Raw genomic sequence first — 17,672 nt, forward strand, 5'->3', positions numbered from 1 at the left:
TCCCGACCGCGCCGCGGCGCGGCACGACGGCAGCGCGCGCACGGTGCTCGTCAGCCCCACGACACTCCCGCGTCACCCCCCGCCCCGCGGCCCCCGCCGCCACCCGGGCACACGCCGCCCACCAGCCCCGTTACCGGACAACCGACGAACCGTCACACCTCAGTGACATCCCCGACAGCGCGCCCGACTACCGCAACACCCAGCACATTTGGCAATCTGACCTCCGCAACCGGGGGGATTGCAGGGAGGGAAGCACCACCATGAGCACCACCGCACACCACACGTCCACCGCTGGCGACCCCCGCGCCAGCGGAGACCCCCGCATCGGCTGGAGCGGCACCGCGGACGCCGACCGCGCCCCCGCTCTCCGCCACCGCCGCGACGGCATCCTCCCCACCATCGGCGCCGCCCTGTCGGTACGCGGTCAAACCCTCACCTGCACGGCGAGCAAGGCGGAACAGCCCCCCGCCCTCCACCCGCTGGTCCAGGACTTCCTGGACACCCTGCCCACCGCGCAGCGCGACCGCTTCACCGGCCGATGTCCCGAAGCCGTCCTGCTCTCCCGGCACCTCACCGCGGTCGAGGCCAACCGCGGCAAGCGCGCCTCCCGCAAACCCCTCACCAACGGCGAAGCCCGCCGCTCCCTGAAACACTCCAAGATCACCGCACGCCACATCCGCGAGGACGGCGACCCCCAGCACGGCAGCTACGCACCGCCCTGCCGCTCCTGCGACGCCCTCCTCGCCCACTTCGGCGTCATGCCCATCGGGGCGACGACGCCCCAAGGGAGCTGATCGCCACCATGCCGACCACCCCCGCCCACGACGGGCCCGGATCCACCCGCTTCCCCGCCGCCGTCGACATCGCCCTGCACGACGCCGGCTGGCAACCGGGCCGCTGGGACATACAGCAGGCCGAGCACTGGGCCGACACCCTCCGCACCCACGCCTCCCCGGCCGGCCACCGCCACACGGTCTTCCCCGCCGCCGTCGAAGCCTGGGCCGAATTCGGCGGCCTGCGGATCGCCGGCCCCGGCCCCGGCCGGCACATCGCCCCCACGCCGTTCGTCATCGACCCGCTCCTCGGCCTGCACCTCGCCCGCACCCTCGGCGACCTCGGCCGCGCGCTGGGCACCGAGATCGCCCCCCTCGGCCAGGAGCAGCTCCCCGACACCAAGGCCACCCGGGGCATCACCCACCCCCAGGCCACGCTCGCCATCGACACCGAGGGCCGGGTCTACAGCCTCGACCACACCGGCGACTGGTACCTCGGCCCCGACCTCGACCAGGCGCTCGGCACCCTCATCCTGGGCACCCGCCCGAGCCGCCTCACCGTCTCCGCCGACTGACGCGACGCGCGACGCCGCGTCACCGGTCTCAGGCCGCGGCCGCCACCGGCACCACCGCGGACACCCGGAAGCCCCCCGCGTCCGTCGGCCCGGAGACGAACGCGCCGCCCAGCGCGGTGACCCTCTCCCGCATCCCCAGCAGGCCGTTCCCACCGCTCGGCAGCCCGGCGTCGGTCGCCCCGCGCTCCGACGGGCCGTTCTCCACCTGCACCGCCACCTCGCCGACCCGGAGCGCCAGCCGCACCCGCGCCCGGGCCCCCGGCGCGTGCTTGTGCACGTTGGTCAGCGCCTCCTGCACGACCCGGTAGACGGCCTGCTCCACCCGCGCCGCATAGCGCGGCCCGGCGTCGTCCGCCGTGACCGACTCCCCCTCGTCGCCCTGCACCGAGAGTTCCACCGCCATCCCGGCGGCCCGGGACTGCTCGACCAGTTCGCCCAGTTCCACCAGCCACGGCCCGTCCCCCGCGGGCTCCGCGGCGCCCGCCGGCGCACCGGCCGGGCCCGCTCCCGCGGCCGACTCCGCCGACGCCGGCGCGGCGTTCCCGGCCGCCTGCCGCGACACCCGCGAGGCCACCGCCGCCAACCGCTCCGGCTCGTCCGAACCCGCCGCCCCGCGCCCCACCGCACCCTCCGCGGTGCGCAGCACCCCGAGCATCTCCCGCAGCTCGGTCAGCGCCTGCCGCCCCATGTCCCCCACCAGGGCGGCGTTCCGCGACGCCTTCTCCGGGTCCTTCAACGCCACCGCCTGCAACGCCGCGGCATGCACCACCATCAGGCTCACCCGGTGGGCGACCACGTCGTGCATCTCCCGCGCGATCCGGGTCCGCTCCTCGTTGCGGGCCCACTCCGCCCGCTCCTCGGCCCGGTCCGCCAGCAGCGACAGCTCCCGCTCCAGGCCGTCCGCCCGCTCCCGCAGGCTCTCCACCAGTCGCCGCCGCGCGCCGACGTACAGGCCCCACAGCACCGGCGGGGCGGTCAGCACCAGCCCGACCGCCAGCGCCATCACGACCACGAACCACGCCGGCGGATGGAACTCCGGCTGCACCGTGACGTCGTGGCGCATGCTGAAGAACGTCGACACCACCGTGCCGGCCGCCGTCATCCCGGCCAGCAGCCCGATGATCCGCCGCGGCACGTGCGACGCCGCGAGGGTGTAGAGGCCGACGATGCTCAGCAGCGCGCCCATCTCCGCGGGGATCACCGCGATCGACGTGAGCACCACCACGACCGGCCAGCGGCGGCGCACCAGCAGCACCGGCCCGGCCACCAGGCCGAGCAGCACCCCGACGGCCACCGGCATCCCCGAGGTGTGCGCGAAGGGGATCCCCTCCGCCATGCACTCGACCGTGGACGCCAGCGCCAGCAGCACGTCCAACACTGCGCTGCGCCGCCGCGCCCACCACCAGGGACCGCCCCCCGGCCCCCCTCGTGCGGCCACGTTCTCACTTGCCCCCGTTGCGGTCATACCGACCAGCGTACGGGCGCCGGCCGGGCTTTCCCGGGCCCGCTCCCGGCCCGCCTCCGGCCCGTCACCGACCCTCACCATCCGTCATCGCGGGGCCGTGGAATCTCCCGTGTCGACGGCCCGTCGGTCGTTGCGCGGCCCGAGATTCGCGCGGTGGTGATCCATACCGTCGCATCGAAGGCGGGTGGTACGGCATAGTGTTGGGTGTCGAGCGGCCAGCCTGACGGAATGTCCGGTTTGGCTGTCTTCACACTCCCCTGTGGTGTAATCGGCAGCACTGAGGTTTTTGGTACCTTAAGTCCGGGTTCGAGTCCTGGCGGGGGAGCGCAGCACTGCACGGGTCCTGACCAGCCGGTCGGGACCCGCCCTCGTTTCCTCCGTAAAACGCCCCGGTATCCTTCGGATGACCACCACCCGAAGTAGCCAAGAAGCCGAAGGGCATCCCGTGAGCGCCAACCGCCCGGCCGCCGTCGTCGTTCTCGCAGCGGGTGAGGGAACCCGCATGAAGTCGACGACCCCCAAGGTCCTGCACGCGATCTGCGGCCGATCCCTCGTCGGCCACGTCGTCGCCGCATCCCGTGAGCTGGACCCCGAGCACCTCGTCGTGGTCGTCGGCCACGCCCGCGAGCAGGTGCGGGAACACCTCGCCGCCATCGACCCCACCGCACGCACCGCCGTGCAGTACGAGCAGAACGGCACCGGCCACGCCGTCCGCACCGCGCTGGAGGAGCTGAGCGGCGACGGCATCACGCTGGACGGCACCGTCGTCGTGGTGTGCGGCGACACCCCGCTGCTGACCGGCGAGACGCTGCGCAGGCTCAGCGAGACGCACGCCGCGGACGGCAACGCCGTGACCGTGCTGTCGGCCGAGGTGCCGGACGCGACGGGCTACGGGCGGATCGCGCGGGACCCGGCGTCCGGCGCGGTGACCGAGATCGTCGAGCACAAGGACGCGACCGAGGACCAGCGGGCGATCCGGGAGATCAACTCCGGGGTGTTCGCGTTCGACGGGCGCCTGCTGGTCGACGCGCTGGGCAAGGTGCGCACGGACAACAGTCAGGGCGAGGAGTACCTGACGGACGTGCTGGGCATCGTGCGCGAGGCCGGACACCGGGTGGGTGCCGCGGTGGCGGCCGACCACCGGGAGATCCTCGGGATCAACAACCGCGTGCAACTGGCCCAGGCGCGGCGGCTGCTGAACGCGCGGCTGCTGGAGCAGGCGATGCTGGCCGGCGTGACGGTGGTCGATCCGGCCTCCACGTGGGTCGATGTGTCGGTGACGTTCGAGCAGGACGCGACGGTGCACCCGGGGACCCAGCTGCTGGGCTCCACACATCTGGCGTCGGGCGCCGAGGTGGGGCCGCAGTCCCGGCTCAAGGACACGGCCGTGGGCGCCGGGGCGACGGTGTCGTTCACGGTGGCGGACGGCGCACAGGTCGGGCCGGAGGCGACGGTTGGCCCGTACGCGTATCTGCGTCCGGGCGCGGTCCTGGGGCTGAAGTCGAAGGCCGGCACGTTCGTCGAGATGAAGAACTCGCAGATCGGCGAGGGCACCAAGGTGCCGCACCTGTCGTACGTCGGGGATGCGACGATCGGCGAGTACACCAACATCGGTGCGGCGAGCGTGTTCGTGAACTACGACGGCGAGGCCAAGCACCACACGACGGTCGGTTCGCACTGCAAGACGGGCTCGGACAACATGTTCGTGGCGCCCGTCACGATCGGGGACGGCGCGTACACCGCGGCCGGTTCGGTCATCACCAAGGATGTGCCCCCGGGTTCGCTGGCGGTCGCGCGTGGCCAGCAGCGCAACATCGAGGGCTGGGTCGCGCGCAAGCGGCCCGGGAGCGCCGCCGCGCAGGCCGCTTCGTCCGCTCGTCAGGAATCGGAGTCGGGTCAGGGGTCTGACCGGAAGCCCGAGGGCGAGCGGTGACTGTGCCGACGGGTACGCCGTGCGGGGCGTACCGTGATGAGCGCACGCAAACTGTGATGCAAGGAGATTTGCTGTGACCGGGATCAAGACGACCGGCGAGAAGAAGCTGATGCTCTTCTCCGGCCGCGCCCACCCCGAGCTTGCCGAGGAGGTCGCGCACCAGCTGGGTGTGGGCCTGGTCCCGACGAAGGCTTTCGACTTCGCCAACGGCGAGATCTACGTCCGCTACCAGGAGTCGGCGCGCGGCGCGGACTGCTTCCTGATCCAGAGCCACACGGCTCCGATCAACAAGTGGATCATGGAACAGCTGATCATGCTCGATGCGCTGAAGCGGGCCTCGGCCCGGAGCATCACCGTGGTCGTGCCGTTCTACGGGTACGCGCGCCAGGACAAGAAGCACCGTGGGCGCGAGCCGATCTCGGCGCGGCTGATCGCGGACCTGATGAAGACCGCGGGCGCGGACCGCATCGTCACCGTGGACCTGCACACGGACCAGATCATGGGCTTCTTCGACGGCCCGGTGGACCACCTCTTCGCGCTGCCGGTGCTGGCCGACTACGTGGGCGCGAAGGTGGACCGCGACAAGCTGACGGTGGTTTCGCCGGACGCGGGTCGGGTGCGGGTGGCGGACCGCTGGTGCGACCGGCTGGGTGCGCCGCTGGCGATCGTCCACAAGCGCCGGGACAAGGACGTGGCGAACCAGGTCACCGTCCACGAGGTCGTCGGTGACGTCAAGGGCCGGGTCTGCGTCCTGGTCGACGACATGATCGACACCGGTGGCACGATCTGCGCGGCGGCCGAGGCGCTGTACGCCAACGGCGCGGCCGACGTGATCGTGACGGCGACGCACGGCGTGCTGTCCGGCCCGGCCGCGGACCGGCTGAAGAACTCCAAGGTCAGCGAGTTCGTGTTCACCAACACGCTGCCGACGCCTTCGGAGCTGGAGCTGGACAAGATCACGGTGCTGTCGATGGCGCCGACGGTCGCGCGGGCGATCCGCGAGGTGTTCGAGGACGGCTCGGTGACGAGCCTGTTCGACGAGCAGTGAGCCGGCGGCCGGCGGTGGCCGGCTAGATCGACTTTGGGGCGGCCTTCCTGGCCGGGTAGACTCATCGAGTTGCTCGGCGAGGGAGGCCGCCTTCTCATGGCGGTGGTCCGTTATCGACGCGCTCTTCGTAGCAGGTCTGTCGTGGGCCGGGTGACGCCCCGCAGAGATTTCTTCCAGATACGAGGAGTGCGACATGGCCGAGATCAAGCTCGCCGCTGAGGCCCGGAACGACTTCGGTAAGGGCGCCGCGCGCCGCCTGCGCCGCGAGGCGAAGATTCCCGCGGTCGTCTACGGCCACGGCGCGGAGCCGAAGCACGTGGCGGTCGACAGCCACGCGCTGATGATGGCCCTGAAGACCCCGAACGCGCTGATCCGCCTTGAGGGCGAGGGCACCGACGAGCTGGTGATCCCGAAGGCCGTGCAGCGCGAGGCGATCCGTCGCTTCCTGGTCCACGTCGACTTCCTGGCCGTCAAGAAGGGCGAGAAGGTTTCCGTCGAGCTGCCGATCCAGACCGAGGGCGAGCTGGCCCCCGGCGGCAACCTGCTGGAGCACCTGCTCAACACGCTGCCGGTCGAGGCCGAGGCGACCCACATCCCCGAGTCCGTCACCGTGTCGATCGCGGGCCTGGACGCCGGTCACACCGTGCTCGCCAAGGACATCGAGCTGCCGGCCGGCGCGTCGCTGACCGTCGAGGGCGACACCCCGGTGCTGCAGGTCGTCGCCGCGCAGGCGGAGGCCCCGGCCGAGGCCGCCGAGGGCGAGGGCGCCGAGGGCTGAGCCCTCTCGCGGTAGTTTCTTCCCAACCGCTGTCGCGGCGCCGGACGGCGCCGGGGCGGCGGTTGGGTCGTTTTTGAGGAGACGTGGACATGACCGATGCGGCGAGCCCCTGGCTCATCGTGGGGCTCGGCAATCCGGGCCCGGAGTACGCCGGCAACCGCCACAATGTGGGGTTCATGGTGGCGGATCTGCTGGCGGAGCGGATGGGGGGCCGTTTCAAGGCCCACAAGGCGCGGGCCCAGGTGGTGGAGGGGCGCATCGGTCCGCCGGGCCCGTTGAACCGTCGGGTGGTGGTGGCCAAGCCGTCGTCGTTCATGAACGTGTCGGGCGGGCCGACGACCGCGCTGCGGGACTTCTTCAAGGTGCCGGTGGCCAACATCGTCGTGGTGCATGACGAGTTGGACATCGACTACGGCGCGCTGCGGTTGAAGCTGGGCGGCGGCGACAACGGGCACAACGGACTGAAGTCGATCACGAAGTCGTTGGGCGCGGAGTACCACCGGGTGCGGTTCGGGATCGGCCGGCCGCCGGGGCGGATGCAGGTGGCGGACTTCGTGTTGAAGGACTTCTCGTCGACCGAGCGCAAGGAGCTCGGGTACTTCGTGGACCGGGCGGCGGACGCGGTGGAGGCGTTGGTCGTGGAGGGTCTGGAGCGGGCGCAGAGCACCTACAACTCGTGAGCGGCGCCCCGACGTACGACGGCGGGCCCGTCCGGAGGTTTCTCCGGGCGGGCCCGCCGTCGTACGGGGCGGGGGCGGTCAGCCGGTGTTGCGGAGGCCGGCGGCGACGCCGTTGACGGTGAGGAGGAGGGCGCGGGAGAGCAGCGGGTCGGGCTGCTCCTCGGCCGCGGCGGCGTCGCGCTGGCGCTTGAGGAGGGTGACCTGGAGGTAGGAGATCGGGTCCAGGTAGGCGTCGCGGACGTGGAAGGTCTGCTTGAGCACCGGGTTGGAGTCGAGGAGTTCGGCCTCGCCGGTGATGCGCAGCACCTCGGCGACGGTCAGCTCGTGCTCGGCCTTGATGACGTCGAAGACGTGCCGGAGCTCGTCCGGGACGAGGGTGTCGACGTAGTGCTGGGCGATCCGCAGGTCGGTCTTGGCCAGCGTCATCTCGACGTTGGACAGGAAGTTGCGGAAGAAGTGCCAGTGCTCGTGCATCTCGTCGAGGACGGTGTCCAGGCCGGCCTCGCGGGCGGCCTTGAGGCCGGTGCCGACGCCGAACCAGCCGGGGACGATCTGCCGGGACTGGGTCCAGCCGAAGACCCACGGGATGGCGCGCAGTCCGTCGAGGCCGGCGCCGGAGTCGGGACGGCGGGACGGGCGGGAGCCGAGGTGGAGTTCGGCGAGCTGGTCGACGGGGGTGGAGGCGAAGAAGTAGGCGGGCAGGTCGGGGTCTTCGACGAGCCGGCGGTAGGCGCCGTGGGCGGCTTCGGAGACGGTCTCCATCGCGGCGTCCCAGCGGGCCAGGGCCTCGTCGGACTGGCGGGGGGCGGTGTGCAGCGCGGACGCCTGGAGGGTCGCGGCGACCGTCAGTTCCAGGTTCTCCCGGGCGAGCGACGGTACGAGGTACTTGTCGGAGATGACCTCGCCCTGCTCGGTGACCTTGATCTCGCCTTCGAGGGTGCCGTAGGGCTGGGCGAGGATCGCGTCGTGGGAGGGGCCGCCGCCGCGGCCGACGGTGCCGCCGCGGCCGTGGAAGAGCCGCAGCCGGACGCCGTGCCGGTGGGCGACGTCGCGGAGCAGCCGCTGGGCGCGGTGGATCTCCCACTGGCTGGTGGTGATGCCGCCGAACTTGGAGGAGTCGGAGTAGCCGAGCATGACCTCCTGGACGTCGCCGCGCAGGGCGACCAGGCGGCGGTAGGAGGGGTCGGAGAGCATGTCGTCGAGGAGCTGGTCGGCGATCTTCAGCTCGTCGGTGGTCTCCAGCAGCGGGACGATGCCGATCTTGGCCCAGCCGGCGTGCAGGTCGATCAGGCCGGCCTCGCGGGCGAGGACGGCGGCGGCGAAGACGTCGTCGGAGCCCTGGCACATCGAGATGATGTAGGACTCGATGACCTCGGGGCCGAAGGTCTTCTTGGCCTGGCGGATGGTGCGGAAGACGCCGAGGGTCTTGGCGCCGGCCTCGTCGAGGGGCGGCGGGGTGGGGGCGAGCGGCCGGCGGGAGCGGAGCTCCTTCGCGAGGAGCTTGCGGCGGTAGTCGCGCGGCATGTCCACGTAGCGCCAGGACTCCTCGCCGAGGCGGTCGAAGAGCTGGCCGAGGGCGTGGTGATGGGCGTCGGCGTGCTCGCGGACGTCCATGGTGGCGAGCTGGAGGCCGAACGCGCCGATGGTGCGCAGGGTGCGCTCCAGGCGGCCGTCGGCGATCAGGCCGCCGCGGTGGGCGCGCAGCGAGGTCTGGATCAGGGTGAGGTCGTCGAGGAGTTCGCTGGTGCCGAGGTAGTCGCGGCCGGGGACGTGGGGGGTGTCGCTGGCCAGCCGCTCGCGGGTGTTGAGGAGCTTCTGGCGGATGCAGGTGGCCTTGAGGCGGTAGGGCTCTTCGCTGTTGAGGCGCTTGTAGCGGGGGCTGATCTCGGGGAGGAGGTCGAGGTCCCGCTGGAGGGAGGTCAGGAGTTCGTCGGTGGCGCCGCAGTTGCGGATGGAGTTGGAGAGGGCGCCGCGGAGTTCGTCGACGTGCTCCAGGGCGTCGGTGATGCCGTGCTCGTGCTGGAGGATCAGGACGTCCCAGGTGACCTGGGGGGTGACGTTGGGGTTGCCGTCGCGGTCGCCGCCGATCCAGGTGCCGAAGGTCAGCGGGCGGGTGCCGGCGGGCAGCTCGGTGCCGGCGCGCGCGAGTTCGGCGGCGAGGTCCTCCAGGACGTCGCCGACCGCGCCGCGGCCGAGCTCGTCGAGGTAGTAGATGGCGTTCCGGGCCTCGTCGGTGGGCTCGGGGCGGGCCACCCGCAGCTCGTCGGTCTGCCAGATGAGGTCGATGTTCTCGGCGAGGCGGAGATCCACCCGGCGGCGGTCGGCGGCGTCGATGCGGTCCAGCAGCTCGGCGATCTTGCGGAGCTTGGTGAGGACGGAGCGACGGGCGGCCTCGGTGGGGTGGGCGGTGAAGACCGGGCGGACGCCGAGGTTGCCGGCGGTCTCCCGCAGGTGCTCGGGGTCGGCGTCCTTGAGCATGTCGGCGGTGCGGGCGAGGATGCTGCCCTCGGCGGCGCGCCGGGCGCGAAGCTCGCGACCGCGGTGGACCTGCTCGGTGACGTTGGCCAGGTGGAAGTAGGTGGAGAAGGCGCGGACCAGCTTGGCGGCGGTGGCCAGGTCGGTCTCGCCGAGGAGCCGGGCGGCGGCCTCGCCGTCGGTGCGGGTCAGGGCGCGGACCTGTTCGACGAGGTCGAGGAGGTCCTGACCTTCCTGCCGGACGAGGGTCTCGCCGAGGAGGTCGCCGAGGCGGCGGATGTCGGCGCGCAGGGCACCGTTGTCACCCCTGGTGCCCTGGGGAGTTCCGGGGGCGGCGAGCTCGGCGGGGGTGTTGTCGGCACTGCTCACAGGTGCGGCTCCTTGCAGGGATGGTGCAGTCATTGAGCACGTCTGGGCGGGTGGCGGACCGCGCTGTCCGACGTCCCCAGGATAGGTGTCCCCGTCCGGGGGGAATCACACCGTCCGCAGGGTGGGCACCGGGCCCGGGAGGACGGGTGCGGGGCCTGTCACGGCCTTGCTCGGAGCGGCGTCGCTGCCATACTTACGAAACCGTAGGTTACGGTCCCGTAGGCCGTAGCCGTGCCCCCGAGCCCCGACGAGGGACACCACATGACCGCTGGTCCGAAAGCCGTGGAAGAGTCACCCATGCCGCTCGACACTCCCGCCGGTTCTTCTGCCGCCTCCGCCCTGCCGTCCGCGACGCTGGGCGGCGAGCAGCGCAGATCGCTGGAACAGATCACCCTGCTGTTGTTCATCACCGTGCCGTTCCTGGCCCTGCTCGCCGCGGTACCGCTGGCCTGGGGCTGGGGCGTGAGCTGGCTGGACCTCGGGCTGATGACCGCGATGTACTACATCGGCTGTCACGGCATCACCATCGGCTTCCACCGCTACTTCACGCACGGCGCCTTCAAGGCGAAGCGTCCGCTGCGGATCGCGCTGGCGATCATGGGGTCGATGGCGGTGGAGGGGCCGCTGGTCCGCTGGGTCGCCGATCACCGCAAGCACCACAAGTTCTCCGACGCGGAGGGTGATCCGCACTCGCCGTGGCGGTACGGCGAGACGGTCCCGGCCCTGATGAAGGGCCTGTGGTGGGCACACGTCGGCTGGATGTTCGACGAGGAGCAGACGCCGCAGCACAAGTACGCACCGGATCTGATCAAGGACCCGGCGATCCGCACGGTCTCCCGCCAGTTCGTCCTGTGGACGACGGTGTCGCTGCTGATCCCGCCGCTGGTCGGCGGGCTGGTGACATGGTCCTGGCAGGGCGCGCTGACCGCGTTCTTCTGGGGTTCCCTGGTCCGGGTGGCGCTGCTGCACCACGTCACGTGGTCGATCAACTCCATCTGCCACGCGGTCGGCAAGCGCCCCTTCAAGTCCCGCGACCGCTCCGGCAACGTCTGGTGGCTCGCGGTCCTGTCCTGCGGCGAGTCCTGGCACAACCTGCACCACGCCGACCCGACCTGCGCCCGGCACGGCGTGCTGAAGGGGCAGCTGGACTCCAGCGCCCGGCTGATCCGCTGGTGCGAGCTGGCGGGATGGGCGTACGACGTGCGGTGGCCCAGCGCGGCCCGGCTCGACGCCCGCCGCCAGGACGGCGCCCGGGGCGAGGAGAGGGCCCCGCTGGGGGCATGATTGACGAGTGGCGATCGACAGCAGTGCGAACAACGGCAGCAAGGGAAAGTCCTCCGGGTCCTCCGGGTCCGCGTCCTCGGGGGGCCGGCGGGCCCGGCGGGTGCGGATGACCGGCGCGGAGCGCCGTGAGCAGTTGCTGGACATCGGCCGCACGCTCTTCGCCGAGCGCGGCTACGAGGGCACGTCGGTGGAGGAGATCGCGGCGAAGGCCGGGGTCTCCAAGCCGGTGGTCTACGAGCACTTCGGCGGCAAGGAGGGGCTGTACGCGGTGGTCGTGGACCGCGAGATGCGGCAGCTGCTGGACATGGTGACCGGCGCGCTGACCGCGGGGCATCCGCGGGAGCTCCTCGAACAGGCGGCGTTCGCGCTGCTCGACTACATCGAGACGTTCACCGACGGCTTCCGGATCCTCGTCCGCGACTCCCCCGTCGCCCAGTCGACGGGCACCTTCGCGTCGCTGATCAGCGATATCGCCACGCAGGTCGAGGACATCCTGGGCCTGGAGTTCAAGGCCCGCGGCTTCGATCCGAAGCTGGCGCCGCTGTACGCGCAGGCCCTGGTCGGCATGGTGGCCCTGACCGGCCAGTGGTGGGTGGACACCCGCAAGCCGAAGAAGGCGGAGGTGGCGGCGCATCTGGTGAACCTGGCGTGGCACGGGCTGGGGAATCTGGAGCCCAAGCCGCGGCTGATAGGGCACCGCAAGAACTGAGGTCGCCCCGTCGAGGGGCCGCGCCGTACGGCGCGCAGGGCACCGCGCAGATCCGCGCCGGCCTCGAACCAGCAGCCTTCTCCTGCCTCCCCAGGCCGGCGGCGAGCTGGATGTGGTCGAGGCCGGTGCTCATTGCGGAGCGTCCGGTCAGCGGGTGGTCTTCTGGGCTACGGCGAAGATGCGACGGAACGGGAAGACCGTGCCGTGGCGGCCGGTCGGGTAGGCGCGGCGCAGGGCGTCGCGGTATTCGGCGAGGAAGGCGTCGCGGGCCTCCGGATCGTCTTCGAGGGCGGTGAGGACGGGGCGCAGGGCCGTGCCCTTGACCCAGTCGAGGACCGGGTCGTCGCCCTGGAGCAGTTGGACGTAGGTGGTCTCCCACACGTCGGTGGAGCAGCCGAGGTCGGTCAGGCGCTGCAGGTAGTCGGCGGGTCCGAGGATGTGGACGAAGCGGCGGCCGTGCCGGTCCAGCCGGTCGCGCCACTGGGGCGAGTCGCACAGTTCGCCCAGGAGGGCGTGGCTGGGCGAGGTGAAGTTGCCCGGGACCTGGAAGGCGAAGGTGCCGCCGGGGGTGAGGGCGTCGATCCAGCGGGCGAAGGAATCCGGGTGGTTGGGGACCCATTGCAGGGCCGCGTTGGAGACGATCAGGTCGTAGGGCTCTTCGGGGGTCCAGGTGGCGGCGTCGGCGGGGGCGAAGTCGAGGTGGCCGCCGCCGGGGGTCGGGCCGGCGTAGGACTCGGCCTCCTTGAGCATTTCGGGAGAGTTGTCGAAGCCGGTGATGTGCGCGTCCGGCCAGCGGTCGGCGAGCTGGACGGTGACATTGCCGGGGCCGCAGCCGAGATCGGCGATCCGGGCGGGGCGGCCGGGGCGGGGAAGTTGTGGTATCCGGGCGAGGAGGTCGTGGAAGGGCCGGGTGCGGTGACCGGAGTGGTGGAGATACTGCTGCGGATCCCAGGTCGGTACGTCGTGCATGTTCGATAACCCCTTTGCTCGTACAGGGCCGGCACGGGTTTGCGGTACATCGATCCGAACGCCGTTCGATCGAGTTCTGGCCATCTCGGATGGATTCCGGGCTCGCGGCCACGATGCCCAGTAGTCCAGCAAAATATATCTCGACGTCGAGATACTTGCCATCAAGAGACTTTACGTCGACAGACCCTTTACACTGATCGCCATGGAGGACGAGGTCGATCGACTGGTCGCAGCATGGCGCCGCGAGCGCCCGGACCTCGACGTGGAGCCGCTGGAGGTCCTCAGTCGTGTCTCCAGGCTGGCCAGGCACCTCGACCGGGCCCGCCGTCTCGCGTTCGCCGAGGTCGGCCTGGAGCCCTGGGAGTTCGACGTGCTGACCGCGCTGCGGCGCGCCGGCGCGCCCTACCAACTCTCCCCCGGCGCACTGCTCACCCAGACCCTGGTCACCTCCGGCACGATGACCAACCGCATCGACCGGCTCGCCAAGAAGGAGTTGGTGGAGCGGCTGCCGGACCCCAGCGACCGGCGCGGCGTGCTGGTCCGCCTGACGGCCAACGGCCGTGACAAGGCCGACGAGTCGCTGGCCGGGCTGCTGACGCAGGAGCGCGCCATCCTGGCCGAGCTGTCGCGCGCGCAGCGCCACGAATTGGCCGGTCTGCTGCGTCGGTTGACCGGACCGTTTGACAACGTGCCGAGTTAAGGCCATAGGGCCATAAGGCCATAGGTCCACGCGACCGGCGTCCTCTTGCCGGGCCGGCCCGGGGTGGGCTTGGATCATGGCATGAGCCAGCAGGGGACGGACGGGGCGCCAGTAGGTCCGTACTACGGCGGCGCGGGCAGACGGAGGCGGCGGTTCGCGGGGCGGACGGTGCTGGTGACCGGGGCCGCCGGCGGCATCGGAGCGGCGACCGCGGACCGGTTGGCGGCCGAGGGCGCCGCGGTGCTGCTGCTGGACATCGACGACGCCCGCGGGGAACGCACCGCACGGCGCATCCGGGCGGCCGGCGGACGGGCCTCCTACGAGCACTGCGACGTGGCCGGCGAGGACGACTGGCGGCGGGCCGTCGCCGCGGCACACACCCGCTACGGGCCGGTGGACGGCCTGGTCAGCAACGCCTACCTGCCGCACATGGCACCGGCCGACCAGACCTCTCCGGCGGACTGGGACCGGCAGTTGGCGGTGAATCTGACCGGGGCGTTCCTGGGCGTGCGGGCGGTGCTGGCGGACCTGCGGGAGCGCGGCGGCGCGGTGGTGCTCACATCGTCGGTGCACGCGCTGGTGGGGCTGCCGGGACGGCCTGCGTACGCGGCGTCCAAGGCGGGCCTGACCGGGCTGGGGCGGCAGTTGGCGGTGGAGTACGGGCCCGAGGTGCGGGTCAACTGCGTGCTGCCGGGGCCGGTGCTGACCGCCGCGTGGGACGGCATCGACGAGGAGCAGCGGCGGGCCAGCGCGGCGGAGACGGCGGCCCGGCGGCTGGGGCGGCCCGAGGAGGTCGCGGCGGCCATCGCGTTCCTGCTGTCCGAGGAGGCGTCGTTCGTGACGGGGGCGAGCCTGGTCGTGGACGGCGGCTGGAGCGTGTACAAGAACTCCTCGTGAGGCAGACCTGAAGGGGGCGGCGCTCCGCGGGCGGTCGTGGCGGGCGGCGCCCGTGACGTGGCGCCGCGGTGTGCCCCAGGGCCGCCCGGCGCCGGAATCCCGTATGCGAGCCAGGAGGTCCGATGGGCATCCGATTCGGCGGCGACTACAACCCCGAGCAGTGGCCGGAGGAGGTGTGGGCGCAGGACCTGGAGCTGATGAAGGCGGCCCACGTCACCATGGTCACGGCCGGGATCTTCTCCTGGGCGAAGGTCGAACCCCGGCCGGGGGAATGGGACTTCGGGTGGTTCGACCGGGTGCTGGACGGGCTGGCGGGCGCCGGGATCGAGGTGTGTCTGGCGACCATGACCGCGTCGCCGCCGCCGTGGTTGAGCCGGGCGCACCCGGAGATCCTGCCGGAGGGGCCGGACGGGCAGCGCCGCTGGCCGGGCGCGCGGCAGCACTTCTGCCCGTCCAGCCCGGTGTTCCGGGCGCACGCGGTGCGGCTGGTGGAGCAGTTGGCGACCCGGTACGCCGACCATCCGGCGCTGGCCATGTGGCATGTGGGCAACGAGTACGGGTGCCACACCCGGCAGTGCTTCTGCGAGGTGTCGGCGCAGGACTTCCGGCGCTGGCTACGGGAGCGCTACGGGACCGTGGCGGCGCTCAACGACGCCTGGTCGACGTCGTTCTGGTCGCAGGCGTACGGGGACTTCGCGGAGGTGCTGCCGCCGCGGACCGCGCCGACGTTCGCCAATCCGGCGCAGCAGCTGGACTATCTGCGGTTCGGCGACCAGGCGCTGAAGGACTGCTATCTGGCCGAGCGGGCGGTGCTCGACCGGCTGACGCCGGGGGTGCCGGTGACCACCAATCTGATGCCGCAGCACAAACCGGTGGACGCGTTCGGCTGGGCGCCGTCGATGGACGTGGTGGCGCTGGACTTCTACCAGGACCCGCACGTGCCGGACGACCACGTCCGGGCGGGTTACGTCTTCGACCTGATGCGGTCGGCGCGCGGCGGGCAGCCGTGGCTGCTGCTGGAGCAGGCGGCCGGCGCGGTCAACTGGCGGCCCCGCAACGGGCCCAAGCCGCCCGGCGCGATGCGGCTGTGGAGCTGGCAGGCGGTGGCGCAGGGCGCGGACGCGGTGCTGTTCTTCCAGTGGCGGCAGTCGAGGGGCGGGGCGGAGAAGTTCCACTCGGCGATGCTGCCGCACGGCGGGACGGACACCCGGATCTTCCGTGAGGTGTGCGAGCTGGGGCGGGAGTTGGCGGCGGTGCCGGGAATCGAGGGGACCCGGTCGCGGGCGTCGGTGGCGCTGCTGGCGGACTGGCAGAGCTGGTGGGCCCTGGAGCTGGACTCCCGGCCGTCCACCGCGCTGGACCACTCGCACAGCGCGCTGGCGCACTACCGCCCGCTGTTCGAGGCGGGGGTGGCGTGCGACGTGGTGCCGCCGGACCGGGACCTCACGCCGTACCCGATGGTGGTGGTGCCCAACCTGTACCTGCTGACGGCCGACCACGCGGCGCGGCTGGCGGCGTACGTCCGCGGCGGCGGCCACCTGGTGGTGTCGTTCTTCTCGGGGATCGTCGACGCGTGCGACCGGGTCCACCCCGGGGGCTATCCGGGCCCGCTGCGGGAACTGCTGGGGCTGCGGGTGGCGGAGTTCTGGCCGCTGGCGGAGGGGGCGTCGGTGGCGGTGGGGGGTGCGGGAGGCCACGGCGGGCGGGCCGACCTGTGGTCGGAGGAGATCGTGCCGGCGGGCGCGGAGGTGGTGGCGCGGTTCCTGGACGGGGAACTGGCCGGGCGGCCCGCGGTGACCCGGCACGACTACGGGCGGGGCACGGCCTGGTACCTGGGCACCCGGCTCGAACCGGCGCTGCTGCGGGCCCTGTTGGACGACGTGCGGGCCGCGGCGGGGGTGGCGCCGGTGCTGCCGGGGCTGCCGGCGGGTGTGCAGGCGACGGTGCGGGAGGGCGCCGGGGGCCGGTATGTGTTCCTGCTCAACCACGGGTGCCGGGCGGTGGAGGTGCCGCTGCCGGAGCCGCTGCGGGACGCTCTGTCGCCCCGGGCGGCGACGGTGACGCGGGTGGAGCTGGCCGCCCGGGGCGTGGCCGTGCTGACCGGTCCGGGCCCGGAGGGCGGTGGGGGCGCCGCGGGGTGATCCGTCCGGGCCGTCGGGCCGGGGCCCGGGGTCAGGGCACGGTGAGCGGGCCCGCCGCGGCCCCTTCGAGCTCGGCGGGGCCGACGCCGGCCCGGCGCGCCAGGGCGACCGCGGCGAGGGTGGAGTGCACGCCGAGCTTGCCCAGCACGTTCTGCATGTGGGTGCGGACGGTGTGCGGGGAGAGGAAGAGCCGCTCGGCGACCGCCTTGCGGCCCAGCCCCGCGACCATGCAGCGCAGCACCTCGCGTTCGCGCGGGGTCAGCGACTCCACCAGCCGTTCGCTCTCGGTGCGGTGCTTGCGGGCCGCGGTCAGCTCCCGCAGGACGCCGGTGAGCAGGGCGGGCGGCAGATGCGTCTCGTCGCGCAGGACGCCGCGGATGACGGCCAGCAGCCGGGAGAGCGAGGAGTCCTTGGCGACCCAGCCGGAGGCGCCGGCCTGGAGGGCGGCGGCGGCCCGGCGCGGGTCGTCGCGGTCGGCGAGGACCACGGTCCGCAGGTACGGGTGGCTGGTGCGCAGGCCGGAGACGAGCGCGATGCCGTCCGTCGGGCCGCCGCGGGGCGGGCTCTCACGGGGCGCGCCGTCGCGGGCGGGCCCCTGGGCGGGCACCGCGAGCAGCGGCGCGGCCAGGTCGGCGTCGGCGAGCAGGACATCGAAGCGGCGGCCGTCGGAGGCGGCCCGGTCCAGTGTGCGCAGCGCCGCCGGGGCGCTGCCCGCCGCGGCGACGTCCACGTCCACCTCCGCGGCCAGCGCGGCCGCCAGGGATTCGGCGAAGATGCGGTGGTCGTCGACCACCAGAACCCGGATTCGTTGCACAGAGACCCCCTGTCTCGGTGAACGGACCATAGCGGGCACGGCGCCCGGTTTGAAGATCGCCT

General features: G+C 72.4%; 15 protein-coding genes and 1 tRNA gene. 12 read left to right on the top strand and 4 right to left on the bottom strand.

Annotation, left to right across the window (positions count from 1 at the left end):
* Window positions 1-260: 260 nt before the first annotated feature.
* Together JNO44_RS19080 and JNO44_RS19085 are read left to right on the top strand one after the other, a co-directional pair.
* Complete coding sequence (locus JNO44_RS19080; RefSeq protein WP_205365401.1) at window positions 261-794, top strand: YwqJ-related putative deaminase; 534 nt, start codon at window positions 261-263, stop codon at window positions 792-794.
* Window positions 795-802: 8 nt separating this feature from the next.
* Complete coding sequence (locus tag JNO44_RS19085) at window positions 803-1,348, top strand: SUKH-3 domain-containing protein (protein ID WP_205365402.1); 546 nt, start codon at window positions 803-805, stop codon at window positions 1,346-1,348.
* Window positions 1,349-1,376: 28 nt separating this feature from the next.
* Here JNO44_RS19085 and JNO44_RS19090 read toward each other — a convergent pair whose 3' ends face one another.
* Complete coding sequence (locus JNO44_RS19090) at window positions 1,377-2,813, bottom strand: sensor histidine kinase (RefSeq protein WP_205365403.1); 1,437 nt, start codon at window positions 2,811-2,813, stop codon at window positions 1,377-1,379.
* A gap of 253 nt (window positions 2,814-3,066) precedes the next feature.
* Here JNO44_RS19090 and JNO44_RS19095 point away from each other — a divergent pair.
* From JNO44_RS19095 to pth, 5 genes are all read left to right on the top strand, one after another.
* A tRNA-Gln gene (locus JNO44_RS19095) sits at window positions 3,067-3,138 on the top strand.
* Between the two features lie 120 nt (window positions 3,139-3,258).
* Complete coding sequence (glmU, locus tag JNO44_RS19100; protein WP_205365404.1) at window positions 3,259-4,746, top strand: bifunctional UDP-N-acetylglucosamine diphosphorylase/glucosamine-1-phosphate N-acetyltransferase GlmU; 1,488 nt, start codon at window positions 3,259-3,261, stop codon at window positions 4,744-4,746.
* Window positions 4,747-4,819: 73 nt separating this feature from the next.
* Window positions 4,820-5,794: a ribose-phosphate diphosphokinase gene (locus JNO44_RS19105; RefSeq protein WP_073443037.1), complete on the top strand. Its 975-nt coding sequence runs from the start codon at window positions 4,820-4,822 to the stop codon at window positions 5,792-5,794.
* A gap of 193 nt (window positions 5,795-5,987) precedes the next feature.
* Entirely contained in the window at window positions 5,988-6,572 is a 585-nt protein-coding gene (locus JNO44_RS19110; RefSeq protein ID WP_205365405.1) for a 50S ribosomal protein L25/general stress protein Ctc, read from the top strand.
* Window positions 6,573-6,661: 89 nt separating this feature from the next.
* Window positions 6,662-7,252 (top strand): aminoacyl-tRNA hydrolase, encoded by a 591-nt coding sequence (pth, locus tag JNO44_RS19115; RefSeq protein WP_073443033.1) that lies wholly within the window; start codon window positions 6,662-6,664, stop codon window positions 7,250-7,252.
* Between the two features lie 78 nt (window positions 7,253-7,330).
* On the opposite strand, the gene ppc is transcribed toward pth, so the two are convergent.
* The gene (ppc, locus tag JNO44_RS19120; protein ID WP_205365406.1) at window positions 7,331-10,096 is read right to left on the bottom strand and encodes a phosphoenolpyruvate carboxylase; all 2,766 of its coding nucleotides are present in this window, start codon (window positions 10,094-10,096) and stop codon (window positions 7,331-7,333) included.
* Between the two features lie 261 nt (window positions 10,097-10,357).
* Between ppc and JNO44_RS19125 the strand changes: the two genes are divergently transcribed.
* A complete protein-coding gene (locus JNO44_RS19125) occupies window positions 10,358-11,380 on the top strand; it encodes an acyl-CoA desaturase (protein ID WP_205365407.1) in 1,023 nt (340 codons plus the stop codon).
* Window positions 11,381-11,480: 100 nt separating this feature from the next.
* On the top strand, window positions 11,481-12,089 hold the full coding sequence (locus tag JNO44_RS19130; RefSeq protein WP_372516471.1) for a TetR family transcriptional regulator: 609 nt from the start codon (window positions 11,481-11,483) through the stop codon (window positions 12,087-12,089).
* A gap of 147 nt (window positions 12,090-12,236) precedes the next feature.
* Here the strand turns inward: JNO44_RS19130 and JNO44_RS19135 are convergent, their stop codons facing one another.
* The gene (locus JNO44_RS19135; RefSeq protein WP_205365408.1) at window positions 12,237-13,058 is read right to left on the bottom strand and encodes a trans-aconitate 2-methyltransferase; all 822 of its coding nucleotides are present in this window, start codon (window positions 13,056-13,058) and stop codon (window positions 12,237-12,239) included.
* A 202-nt stretch (window positions 13,059-13,260) separates the two neighbouring features.
* Here JNO44_RS19135 and JNO44_RS19140 point away from each other — a divergent pair, with 202 nt between their 5' ends.
* The 3 genes from JNO44_RS19140 to JNO44_RS19150 all read left to right on the top strand — a co-directional run bounded on the left by JNO44_RS19140 (window position 13,261) and on the right by JNO44_RS19150 (window position 16,796).
* Entirely contained in the window at window positions 13,261-13,758 is a 498-nt protein-coding gene (locus JNO44_RS19140; RefSeq protein WP_039635727.1) for a MarR family winged helix-turn-helix transcriptional regulator, read from the top strand.
* An 81-nt stretch (window positions 13,759-13,839) separates the two neighbouring features.
* Window positions 13,840-14,655 (top strand): SDR family NAD(P)-dependent oxidoreductase, encoded by an 816-nt coding sequence (locus JNO44_RS19145; RefSeq protein WP_235093527.1) that lies wholly within the window; start codon window positions 13,840-13,842, stop codon window positions 14,653-14,655.
* Between the two features lie 122 nt (window positions 14,656-14,777).
* Window positions 14,778-16,796, top strand: a complete 2,019-nt coding sequence (locus tag JNO44_RS19150; RefSeq protein WP_205365409.1) for a beta-galactosidase — start codon at window positions 14,778-14,780, stop codon at window positions 16,794-16,796.
* A 31-nt stretch (window positions 16,797-16,827) separates the two neighbouring features.
* Here the strand turns inward: JNO44_RS19150 and JNO44_RS19155 are convergent, their stop codons facing one another.
* Window positions 16,828-17,610, bottom strand: a complete 783-nt coding sequence (locus JNO44_RS19155; RefSeq protein WP_039635722.1) for a response regulator transcription factor — start codon at window positions 17,608-17,610, stop codon at window positions 16,828-16,830.
* Window positions 17,611-17,672 lie beyond the last annotated feature (62 nt).

The sequence above is a fragment of the Streptomyces noursei genome, from assembly GCF_016917755.1.
Taxonomy (GTDB): domain Bacteria; phylum Actinomycetota; class Actinomycetes; order Streptomycetales; family Streptomycetaceae; genus Streptomyces; species Streptomyces yunnanensis.

What these genes read in the sequence shown, in the direction of transcription:
- JNO44_RS19080 (WP_205365401.1), top strand. Translation starts at nt 261, where the DNA reads ATGAGCACCACCGCACACCACACGTCCACCGCTGGCGACCCCCGCGCC.
- JNO44_RS19085 (WP_205365402.1), top strand. Translation starts at nt 803, where the DNA reads ATGCCGACCACCCCCGCCCACGACGGGCCCGGATCCACCCGCTTCCCC.
- JNO44_RS19090 (WP_205365403.1), bottom strand. Translation starts at nt 2,813, where the DNA reads ATGACCGCAACGGGGGCAAGTGAGAACGTGGCCGCACGAGGGGGGCCG.
- JNO44_RS19110 (WP_205365405.1), top strand. Translation starts at nt 5,988, where the DNA reads ATGGCCGAGATCAAGCTCGCCGCTGAGGCCCGGAACGACTTCGGTAAG.
- pth (WP_073443033.1), top strand. Translation starts at nt 6,662, where the DNA reads ATGACCGATGCGGCGAGCCCCTGGCTCATCGTGGGGCTCGGCAATCCG.
- JNO44_RS19125 (WP_205365407.1), top strand. Translation starts at nt 10,358, where the DNA reads ATGACCGCTGGTCCGAAAGCCGTGGAAGAGTCACCCATGCCGCTCGAC.
- JNO44_RS19135 (WP_205365408.1), bottom strand. Translation starts at nt 13,058, where the DNA reads ATGCACGACGTACCGACCTGGGATCCGCAGCAGTATCTCCACCACTCC.
- JNO44_RS19140 (WP_039635727.1), top strand. Translation starts at nt 13,261, where the DNA reads ATGGAGGACGAGGTCGATCGACTGGTCGCAGCATGGCGCCGCGAGCGC.
- JNO44_RS19145 (WP_235093527.1), top strand. Translation starts at nt 13,840, where the DNA reads ATGAGCCAGCAGGGGACGGACGGGGCGCCAGTAGGTCCGTACTACGGC.
- JNO44_RS19150 (WP_205365409.1), top strand. Translation starts at nt 14,778, where the DNA reads ATGGGCATCCGATTCGGCGGCGACTACAACCCCGAGCAGTGGCCGGAG.